General features: G+C 58.1%; 8 protein-coding genes. 6 read left to right on the top strand and 2 right to left on the bottom strand.

Annotated features, from left to right (window positions below):
- Window positions 1–157: 157 nt before the first annotated feature.
- Window positions 158–1,000: a glycoside hydrolase family 16 protein gene (locus tag QDY28_RS12385; RefSeq protein WP_331381983.1), complete on the bottom strand. Its 843-nt coding sequence runs from the start codon at window positions 998–1,000 to the stop codon at window positions 158–160.
- 156 nt (window positions 1,001–1,156) lie between these two features.
- Here QDY28_RS12385 and QDY28_RS12380 point away from each other — a divergent pair, with 156 nt between their 5' ends.
- The 4 genes from QDY28_RS12380 to QDY28_RS12365 all read left to right on the top strand — a co-directional run bounded on the left by QDY28_RS12380 (window position 1,157) and on the right by QDY28_RS12365 (window position 5,838).
- Window positions 1,157–2,593 (top strand): hypothetical protein, encoded by a 1,437-nt coding sequence (locus QDY28_RS12380; RefSeq protein WP_331381982.1) that lies wholly within the window; start codon window positions 1,157–1,159, stop codon window positions 2,591–2,593.
- Window positions 2,590–3,852, top strand: coding sequence for a polysaccharide pyruvyl transferase family protein (locus tag QDY28_RS12375; RefSeq protein WP_331381981.1), 1,263 nt, complete (start codon window positions 2,590–2,592; stop codon window positions 3,850–3,852). Before QDY28_RS12380 ends, QDY28_RS12375 begins: the two co-directional genes overlap by 4 nt.
- Before the next feature lie 232 nt (window positions 3,853–4,084).
- Window positions 4,085–4,792: a Crp/Fnr family transcriptional regulator gene (locus QDY28_RS12370; protein WP_331381980.1), complete on the top strand. Its 708-nt coding sequence runs from the start codon at window positions 4,085–4,087 to the stop codon at window positions 4,790–4,792.
- Window positions 4,793–5,070: 278 nt separating this feature from the next.
- A complete protein-coding gene (locus QDY28_RS12365; protein WP_331381979.1) occupies window positions 5,071–5,838 on the top strand; it encodes a response regulator transcription factor in 768 nt (255 codons plus the stop codon).
- A gap of 64 nt (window positions 5,839–5,902) precedes the next feature.
- Here the strand turns inward: QDY28_RS12365 and QDY28_RS12360 are convergent, their stop codons facing one another.
- Window positions 5,903–6,829: a GntR family transcriptional regulator gene (locus QDY28_RS12360; protein WP_331381978.1), complete on the bottom strand. Its 927-nt coding sequence runs from the start codon at window positions 6,827–6,829 to the stop codon at window positions 5,903–5,905.
- 240 nt (window positions 6,830–7,069) lie between these two features.
- Between QDY28_RS12360 and QDY28_RS12355 the strand changes: the two genes are divergently transcribed.
- Window positions 7,070–8,575: a UxaA family hydrolase gene (locus QDY28_RS12355; RefSeq protein ID WP_331381977.1), complete on the top strand. Its 1,506-nt coding sequence runs from the start codon at window positions 7,070–7,072 to the stop codon at window positions 8,573–8,575.
- Window positions 8,576–8,666: 91 nt separating this feature from the next.
- The gene (locus tag QDY28_RS12350) at window positions 8,667–9,686 is read left to right on the top strand and encodes an aldo/keto reductase (RefSeq protein WP_331381976.1); all 1,020 of its coding nucleotides are present in this window, start codon (window positions 8,667–8,669) and stop codon (window positions 9,684–9,686) included.
- The last annotated feature ends 199 nt before the right edge of the window (window positions 9,687–9,885 follow it).

Here is a 9,885-nt window from a genome sequence, read left to right as displayed (position 1 = left end):
AGCCGCGAGCTAGCCAAAAGCATTACGGGTAGAGGAAACCGAGCGCGCCGCGCGCGAAAAATACCCCGCATCCTAAAAGGAGGAGGTGTCATTCCGCGCTTAGGAAGGAATGCAGGCAAGAGTGTCGCTGCAGGCACAAAGCCTCGCTGTCAGGCGCCTATTTGAACTGATAGGCCCTGACATAGTCGACAAACATAAAGCTGGGATCCGGTGCGACCATTTTGGTGACGCTGTCGACGATGCCGAGATCCAAAAGAATATACATCGGCTGACGATGTTCCGGCAGGACTTTGGTCTTCCAAACGAACTTGCCGTCGAAATACATGCGTATGAAATCCGTATCGATTTTCACGCCGTAAGTGTGCATGTCCGTCGGGCTTGCCGTCTCAAAGACGTTGATGCGCGAAAAATCGGACTCATGTTTTCCGGCGCGATGCCAGACGTGCACGGTGGCGGAATAGGCGCCCGGCTTGTCACCATAATATTCTATGACATCGATTTCGGCCGTAGATTTCGAACGGTCTTTGCCGATCAGCCAGAAGGCGGGCCAGACGCCGGGGCCGTCCGGCAACCGGGCGCGCATTTCGAAGTAACCGTATTGCTGCGAAAAGCCGTTGCCCTTTGCATCCACGGAAGCGAGCAGACCGGAGCGCCACTCGCCCTTGCCGTCACGCGCCGCCGTGATGCGCAACATGCCGTCTTCCGTCTTGAAAGGGAAATCGCCCTTAGGGTCGGTAAAGCGCGCGCCGCCGAAATCGCCGTTCCAGGGCGTGTGCGCGATCCAGCGAGTGCCCGGCCCCCAGGGTGAAACGCTGAGACTATCGAAGTTGTCTTCGAAGGTGAGCGTCATCTTGCTGGTGTCGAGCGCGTCTCCCGTGTCGCCCGCTTGCGCGGCCACGTCGCTGCCGAGCAGCGCAAGCGTTGCACCGAAGCTGGCGCGGAGAAACCCGCGGCGGCCGACCGACCATGATGGTCTATGTTTGAACGAGGTGTGATCCATGCCCTGACGCTATCGCGGCAATGTCCATGCGGTACAGAACCCATTTCGGTTTATCCCGTACCCCAAAGGGCTTAAGCGTGGCGGAAATACAAGCCAGCCAGCACCATGATAGTTTTCGCTCTTGTGAAATAGACGATATTTCGGAGCGGACGGCTTATGAATTTCATGGGTTTAATAACGTTTGTCGTCGGCATTGCCATGCTGGCTGCGCCCGTTCGATGGTCGTTTACCGTCATGATCCTGTCCACGGTGTTCGGCGCGGCTGCGGCTTTCAGTGTGCCCGGCCTTGGCGGCGCATCGGTTCTGGTGCCTAGCCTCTTTCTGCTGTTCTTCGGCGTGCGCTTGTTCCTTGCCTATGGCGAAGGACCGATCTTTGCAGCTCTGGCGCCGCCGCGTCCCGGTTTCTGCCTTCTGGTGCTGACCGTCTTCGGACTGATGACAGCAGTCTTCTTTCCGCGCCTGTTTCAAGGCATGACGGAGACGATGACCGTCGAGCGCTCGGTAGGCGGGCGCAACTTCATTTCGCTCGTGCCCTTGAAGTTCTCGTCGAACAATATCACCCAGTCCGTCTATGCGATCGGTGGCCTTGTTTGCTTTGCAACCACTTTCGCCTTCATTCGGAAAGGCGGCACACCCACCAATTTGATCAACGGAATGCTGGTGGTCGCCAGCGTCAATCTCGGCTTCGCCCTTGCAGACATTATTACTTACTTCAGCCACACGGAATTCCTTCTCGGCTTCGTGCGAACCGCCAACTACGCGCTGCTGACCAATGCCGAAAAGGGCGGATTGAAGCGGATTTCCGGGACATTTCCGGAGGCGTCGGCCTTTGCCGATTTCACGCTGGTGCTCTTTGCGATGATCGCAAGCCTTTGGCTCAGCGGCGTTCGATCCCGCGCCACCGGCATCATTGCCGCCCTGCTTCTGCTGGCACTGATCCTCTCGACTTCGGCGACGGCGCTCGTCGGTCTCGGCGTGGTCTTGCCGGTTCTTTGTCTGCAATCGTTCCTGGCCTCTCGCAGCGAGCCGGGTACCGGGCGTCCCGTCATGATTGTCGCCATCATGGCCGCCATGCCGCTTGTCATTCTCTTCGTCTTGATCGCCATGCCCGATCTTGCCAACGGCTTGCACGACTTTCTCGATGAGATGCTGTTCTCGAAAGCCAACAGCCAGTCCGGGCGCGAACGCTTCATGTGGAATTCAATGGCCTACGAGACGTTTATCGACACCCAGGGCTTCGGCGCAGGTTTGGGCAGCGCGCGCGCTTCGAGCTTCAGCCTCGTGTTGCTGTCCAACCTCGGTATCCCTGGCGCGCTGATCTTTGCGCTCTTCGTGCTGCTGATTCTGAAAGCCGATACAAGACCCGGTCGTCTGGCGTACCCGGACGCGGCGGCCGTCGCCAGGGCCGCCAAGGCCGGCTTCATCACCGTGCTGGTGTCCGCGGCAACGTCAGGCACGGTCTATGATCTCGGATTGATGTTCTACATTCTCGCAGGCAGCGTCTCCGCTCTCACTGTTCCATCTCCGGTTCGCGTGAACGACGCACCGGCGGCGCGCATGCGGCAAATCGGTGTTGTGGGGAGATTAAAGTGAAGATCATCGTATTCAACGTCAAATACAGTGAAAACTTAGGAGACGGTCTCCTGGCGCAATGCGTCGAGGCAGGCCTCGTCAAGGAGGCCGGTCATGTCGAAGTGGAGACAATCGACCTGGCAGGGCGAAAGAGTTTCGGCACGGGCGCAAGCGGCCGGCGCCAGCAGGCCTTGAAGGTGCTCCACCGGCTGCCTCCCTTCGCACGACGCTGGGCGGTGGCCCATATCCTCGGGCGCACGCTGCGGAAATTGCGGGGCCAATGGGACGCCAAGATCGCTGCCGCGGATGCGGTGGTGATTGGCGGCGGCAATCTCTTTCAGGATGACGATCTGAACTTTCCCTTGAAGGTCGGCACGGTGCTTGATTGCGTCCGGCGCCATAATCGGCCGCTCGCGATCTATGCGGTCGGCGTCAGCAGTCATTGGTCGGCGCCGGCGGCGCGCCTGTTCGGACGACTGAAACAGACCAATCTCGTGCACCTCTCGGTGCGCGACAGCTTTGCCCAAGACAGTTGGCGCAAGCACTTTCCTGACGGACCGGAGGCGAAGATCGTTCACGATCCGGGATTGCTGACCCGCGCGCTCGTCGGCGATGATCCCAGCGCAATGTCGGCGAGGCATCACCCGACCATCGGCCTGTGCGTGACCGAACCGGTCATCCTGCAGCGACATGCGAGCCAGAAGGCCTCCGCCATTCCGCTGCAGGACATTGCCGAATATCGGGATCTCATTCGACTGTTGGTCCAGGATGGATACCGCATTTGCTTGTTCTGCAACGGTGCCAGCGAGGACCAGGTATTCGCCCAGCGAATAATGGATGAAGCCTCGATGCAGCGTCTCGCTAAATCCGGTGCGCTGCAGCTCGCGCCACGCCCGCGCATGCCGGAAGAACTGATCCGCATACTCGGATCGACCGATGTCATCCTCGCTCATAGGCTGCATGCCTGCATTGCCGCTTATTCTCTCGGGATTCCCCATGTCGGCCTGGGCTGGGACAAAAAGGTCGAGGGTTTCTTCCGCTCGGTTGGCCGGCAATCCTATTTCGCAAACGGCAGCGGAACGTCCGTGTCCGATATCGCCGTATTGTTAAAGGCGGCCGATTCGGAAGGAATCGAATCATTCCGCCATCGGGTCATTCTCGCCGAGGCTGAAGCGGGTATTGTCGATATGCGTCGGAATCTCACCCAGAGGGATCAGAATAATGTCGCCGAAATGTCATCCGTAATACGAAATGATCAGCGCGCGGCAGCGGCGAATTAATACCAAGAAATTCCGGGGTAATTACCATGTATAATGAGCGATGCTAGACAATTTAATCATGTGACAATCAAATTAATCGCCGCGCGATTTCGAAAAGAATCCACATAAGCAATATAGACTACGAGCCACATCGAAGGTTGCGTGCTATATACTCGCCATACGTAACGTGATATACCTTCCAGGACAGGTTAATTGTGACCGTCCCGATATGGTATTTGGTTCGGGGGCATGTATGACAACGCAAGTTTCCATAGGGCGTCTGCAGGCATTCAGTCCTGATTTGTATCGTCAGAAATCGGGGCTGACGGGCGGCATTCCACGCACATATGCTCCCGGTGAAACCATCTACGACTACGACGACAATACCCCTCGTCTTCTTTTTCTCGTCAGCGGATGGGCCGTTTCCAGCAAGATGCTGCCGAACGGCACGCGCATCGTGGTTGAGTTTGCCTTGCGTGGCGACATGATTTCTACGCCTTCCGTGGAAATGGCGCGCGAGACGGTGCAGGCTCTCTCCACAGTCACCGTCATGGAATTCCCAGATTTCACCTCACACGCGAGCCTGGATGTTTCTTCGCGGCTTTATCGCATCGTGCTCACGGAGATGATGCGGCGGCAGGCGCGCATGTCCGAGCGGCTCGCCAATATCGGCCGCCGCGACGCGCTGGAGCGCACCGGCCACCTGCTGCTCGAACTGGCCACCAGGCTTGGTCCTTCCCGGCTAAAACCGAACTTCGATGGGTTCGAATGCCCGCTCACCCAAGCCGATATCGGCGATGCGGTCGGTCTGTCGACCGTACATATCAACCGCGTTCTCAGGGATATGAGGATGGCTGGCCTTTTGTCATTCCGCAATGGCATCGTCGAATTTCTCGACCGCCAGAAGCTCACGGAACTCGTCGATTTCGATGAAACTTATTTCGCGCCGCATATGATCTAAAGTGCGGCGCGAGCGCACTCGTGTTGTTTCAAGTTGATAACAATCGTGAGGCGAATATTTTTAGAGTTTATTAACTTATGTTAATGTCCACATAAATAGAATCAGCGATTATCCTTCTTGTGATCAGGTAAACTACATTTCAAGGACAGGAGGAATGCTATGAATCAACACGAGGGTTATCAGTTTGATTCGGTATATCTACTCAGTCACTTCGAAATAATACCTATTCATATGAATTCGAAAGAATAGAGGCCAATGTGGAGTAAGGAGTAACGGCCATGGACAGACAGTCTTTAGCGAATGAGAAGTTTGGGACAGAAACAGCAACCCGTCTTATTTCAGTACGCTCGTCGGATTCATTACGGGCTTTCACCGCGACAGGCGCGGTCAGCACCGACGAATGTGAGGACTACCTTCTGCTCATCGATACACGCGCCTTAGACAGGGAATGCCTGTCGCGGAGCCTGACCGAGTATGACGAGAACATGAACATCGTCACCGTCGGATCGTTCGAGGAATGGCAGAAGCGCCGGATGCAGAACGAACCCTCTGCAATTCTTTTCATGATCGGCGGCCGCAAGGTTTCGGACGCGGATGTCTGCGAAAAAATCTCAGCCTTGGCGGAGAGATTCAAGGCAAGCCCTGTTATCGTCGGGGCTGAAAGCGACGAGCTTGCGCAACTTCTAAAAGCGCTGGAATGCGGCGCTCGCGGCTACATTCCGACCAGCGTCGGCATCAATGTCGCCGCCGAAGCCGTAGCGCTCGCTCGTGCAGGCGGCGTGTTTGTCCCGGCCAGCAGCATTCTCGCAGCCAAGGAGGTCATCGCTTCCGTGACCAGCGGAACACGCTGCGCCGACAGTCTGTTTACACCGCGTGAAGTCGTCGTCGCCGAAGCTCTTCGGCGTGGCAAGGCAAACAAGATCATCGCCTATGAAATGGACCTTTGCGAAAGCACGGTCAAAGTTCATATCCGCAACATCATGAAGAAACTGAATGCGACGAACCGGACGGAAGTCGCCTATAAGATCAGGGAATTTGTGAGATAATATGCACCTTCGTGTCAGCAAGCTTCGCCGGTGCCGCTTGAACGCGGCGCTGGCGAAATACGTTTTAACTTCGAATATTCTGCGTGCTTGAACCTGCAGGCTCGCTCCCGTTCTGAGGAATGGATTGCAGCAGCGTCTGCCGCGCCGAGGCAAGATGTGTACGGCACGCCCTGTCGATCCGATCCGGATCGCGGGATTGCAATGCCTCGATATAGTCGAGATGTTCGACGATGGCGCGCGCATTGCGCTCGCGGGCGAAAGCCTTGTTCCACTGATAGTGATAGTGAAAGACGATGGCGATCGCGTCGTAGAAATCGGCGATGAAGCGGTTGTTCGACGCGCGATGGATGAGAAGGTGGAAGCGCTCGTCGAGCTGCGAGAAATCGCGATAACGCTCGTCGAAATCATCCTGCAAGTCATAATGTTCCTGCTGGATGGCCGCCAGATCCGCCCAAGCCGAATGTCCTGCCGGCAAGCGCCCAAATTCGGCGGCCGAATGCAGTTCGAACATTTCGCGCACTTCGGCAAGCTCCAGAGCGAATTCGCTGGTAAAACCCTTCAGGATCCAGTGGCTGTTCGGCCGCTTTTCGATCAAACCGAAACGGCTGAAACGGATGAGGAATTCGCGCACGACCGAGGTTCCCGTGCCGATTTCGCGTGCCAGTTCCAGCTCGTTGATCTGCATGCCCGGCTGCGCTTCGTCGGAAAGGATGCGCAGCATGAAGCTGCGTTCGATGATGTCGTGCAGCGAATTGGTCTCTTCCTCGGGAAAGAAATCGGCTTCGGTCGGCTGGCGCAGCACGGTCTTTTGCCGCTTGTTCCAGCGGATGATGCCAGCGTCACTTAGACGCAGCAGAATAGCGCGCGCCGTGCTGCGGCTGATGCCGAGCTCGGCCGCGATTTCAGGTTCGGTCGGCAAGGCGGCGTCCGGCTTCAAGCCGGCAACGTAGCGATTGTACGCATCCTTGAAAAGCGTGTTTTGTCTCGCCATTTCCCCCTCTCGGAGCCGGCAGCTCTGCGTTGGCGGCGATGTCTGAACCATCCCCGGGTGGCGGCTAAATTCCCCGGATGCGCCGCGATCCCGTCCACACCTGTCGCGTACGACCTCCTCCCGGATTAGTGAGCGATTTCCTCGTTGACACCAAAATGTTTATTGTAGATAAAAAACAAAATCAATCGGCGATGACCCTCAAGCGGACGCCAAAAAACAAGATTGTTCAGGGAGAGCACGTTGAACAGCCAACCTTGGATCCTTCTGTCGGAAGGCGACAATGTCGCGGTGGCGACGGCGGCGATTGCGGCTGGGACGACGGTCACCAACGGGGTTTCGACACGAGACAAGATCGATCCCGGTCATAAGTTCGCCATTCGCGACATCGCCATGGGCATGCCTGTCGTGAAATACGGCCAGGCGATTGGCCGCGCGACGGCCGAGGTCAAGGCTGGCGATCATGTGCACAGCCATAATCTGCACTTCGAAAACGATCGCCTGGCGGCGACCACCAATGCGGCGCCGGAGGTAGCAACAGAGGCCGACAAGGCTCGCACGTTCATGGGCTTTCGCCGCGCCGACGGCCGGGCCGCGACGCGCAACTATATCGGCATCATTGCCAGCGTGAACTGTTCCACCACGGTTTGCCGTGCCATTGCGGAGGAGGCAAACCGGACGCTCCTGCCGCACAATGACGGTATCGACGGTTTCGTGCCAATCGTCCACGACCAGGGCTGCGGCATGAGCTCGACCGGTGACGGTATGCAGACGCTGCATCGCACGCTTGCGGGCTATACGCGTCATGTGAATTTCGGCGGCGTGCTGATGATTGGCCTCGGCTGCGAGGTCAACCAGCTCACGCTTTATGGCCAGAGCGGCGCCGGTGCCAGCAAGCGGCACTTCAACATTCAGGATGCCGGCGGTTCGCGCCGCGCCGTGGCGCTTGCCATGGGTGTGCTGAAGGAGATCGCCGAGGAAGTGGGTCAGGCCCGTCGCGAGCCGATCCCGATCAGCGAAATCATCGTCGGCCTGCAATGCGGCGGCTCCGATGGTTTTTCCGGCATCACCGCCAATCCGGCACTAGGAGCGGCCGCCGACCTGCTCGCCGCTGCCGGCGGCACGGTGATCCTGTCGGAAACCTCGGAAATCTATGGCGCCGAGCATTTGCTGCGCAGCCGTGCGATCAACGACGCGGTTGCCGCCAAGCTCGACGCGAAAATCGAGTGGTGGGAAAAATATGTCGCCATGCATGGCGCCTCGCTCGACAACAATCCCTCGCCCGGCAACAAGCGCGGCGGGCTGACGACCATTCTGGAAAAATCATTGGGCGCCGTTGCCAAGGGCGGGCGCTCACCGCTGACCGCCGTCTACAGCTACGCCGAACGGGTAACGGACCACGGGCTCGTTTTTATGGACACGCCCGGTTATGATCCAGTTTCAGCAACCGGCCAGGTGGCAGGCGGCGCGAATATGATTGCCTTCACGACCGGCCGCGGCAGTTGTTTCGGCTCCCGTCCGGCGCCTTCATTCAAGCTGTCGAGCAATTCGGCGCTTTACCAAAGCATGGAAGAGGACATGGATATCGACTGCGGCACCATTGCCACCGGCGTGGCGACGATATCGGGCAAGGGCCGCGAGATCTTCGAACTGATTATCGAGATCGCATCGGGCAAGAAGACAAAAAGCGAAGCCTTCGGCTATGGCGACAATGAATTCGTGCCTTGGCATCTCGGAGCAACGCTTTAGATAGGCAGTGCATGCCATGCCGCAGTGCCCGGGCTCTCCGATGACCCATGTACGGCGGAACCGACTGACCAATCATCACAAGGGAGAGGTGATGAAGAGGAGAAGAATCGGCAGGACAAGCCTGGAGGTCACCGAATTCAGTTTCGGGGCCGCAGCGCTCGGCGGTCTTTACCGCGCCTGCCCTCGCGACCAGGCCATGAACACCCTGCAAGCGGCATGGGATAGCGGCATCCGCTATTTCGATGTTGCGCCCTGGTATGGCTTCGGTCTCGGCGAACGCCGCGTCGGCGATTTTCTGCGCGACCAGCCGGAAGACAGTTATGTCCTTTCGACCAAGGTCGGCCGGCTGATGCGGCCTGTGGCGAGCGACAAGGTGCCGAACTACGGCTATGTCGACCCCCTGCCCTTCGATGCGGATTACGACTATTCCTACGACGGCATCATGCGGTCGGTCGACTTTAGCTATGCCCGCCTGGGGCTCAATCGGACCGACATCCTCTACGTTCACGATATCGGCGGCTACACCCACGGCAAGGCGCTGAACGAGCATTATCTTGGTCAGCTCCTGGGCTCCGGCCTGAAGGCATTGGAGGAGCTGAAATCGTCGGGAGCGATCAAGGCCTATGGCCTCGGCGTCAACGAGGTGCCTGTCTGTCTCGACGTCATGCGTGAAGCCGACATCGACTGCATTCTGCTTGCCGGTCGCTATACACTGCTCGACCGTTCGGCGGTGGCCGAGCTCCTGCCGCTCTGCGAGAAGAAGGGCACGTCGCTTGTGGTGGGCGGCGTCTTCAATTCCGGCATTCTCGCGACCGGTCCCCTCCCCGGCGCGCATTTCGATTATCTTCCGGCGACGGCGGATGTTTTGGCCAAGGTTCAGGCGATGGAGGATATCGCGCGCCGCCACGGCCTGCCGCTCGCCGCACCGGCAATGCAGTTTCCGCTTCGCCATCCGTCCGTCGCTTCGGTGCTGATCGGCACGGCGAAACCGGAAAGCCTTATCCGCAATATGCAGCTCGTGGAGCCTGAGCTCGCGGCAAGCCTTTACGAAGAATTCGAAGGATTGACCCTGGTCGCGCCGCCCTTGGGTGATGACGCCGTCCGGGTTTGAACAGAAAATAAGGAGCTATCGAGCTGTCGCGAAAAGGCGGCTTCGAAGAGGAGGAAAGCCTGTTTTGGCGTGGATGTTACGGCATGATCTCGAAACGTAAGTGAAACGGTTTCGGATAAGATCATGCGCAACAAACATCTCGCGATGCGTGAGCCCGTCAGGTGCTCACGATACCGTGCCGCAAGCGTTCAACGGCCGG

Source organism: Rhizobium sp. BR 362 (assembly GCF_036528765.1).
Taxonomy (GTDB): Bacteria; Pseudomonadota; Alphaproteobacteria; order Rhizobiales; family Rhizobiaceae; genus Rhizobium.
The sequence above is the reverse complement of the archived record's forward strand: the minus strand, read 5'-3'. Positions and strand labels throughout refer to the sequence as shown.

What these genes read in the sequence shown, in the direction of transcription:
- QDY28_RS12380 (WP_331381982.1), top strand. Translation starts at nt 1,157, where the DNA reads ATGAATTTCATGGGTTTAATAACGTTTGTCGTCGGCATTGCCATGCTG.
- QDY28_RS12360 (WP_331381978.1), bottom strand. Translation starts at nt 6,829, where the DNA reads ATGGCGAGACAAAACACGCTTTTCAAGGATGCGTACAATCGCTACGTT.
- QDY28_RS12385 (WP_331381983.1), bottom strand. Translation starts at nt 1,000, where the DNA reads ATGGATCACACCTCGTTCAAACATAGACCATCATGGTCGGTCGGCCGC.
- QDY28_RS12365 (WP_331381979.1), top strand. Translation starts at nt 5,071, where the DNA reads ATGGACAGACAGTCTTTAGCGAATGAGAAGTTTGGGACAGAAACAGCA.
- QDY28_RS12370 (WP_331381980.1), top strand. Translation starts at nt 4,085, where the DNA reads ATGACAACGCAAGTTTCCATAGGGCGTCTGCAGGCATTCAGTCCTGAT.
- QDY28_RS12350 (WP_331381976.1), top strand. Translation starts at nt 8,667, where the DNA reads ATGAAGAGGAGAAGAATCGGCAGGACAAGCCTGGAGGTCACCGAATTC.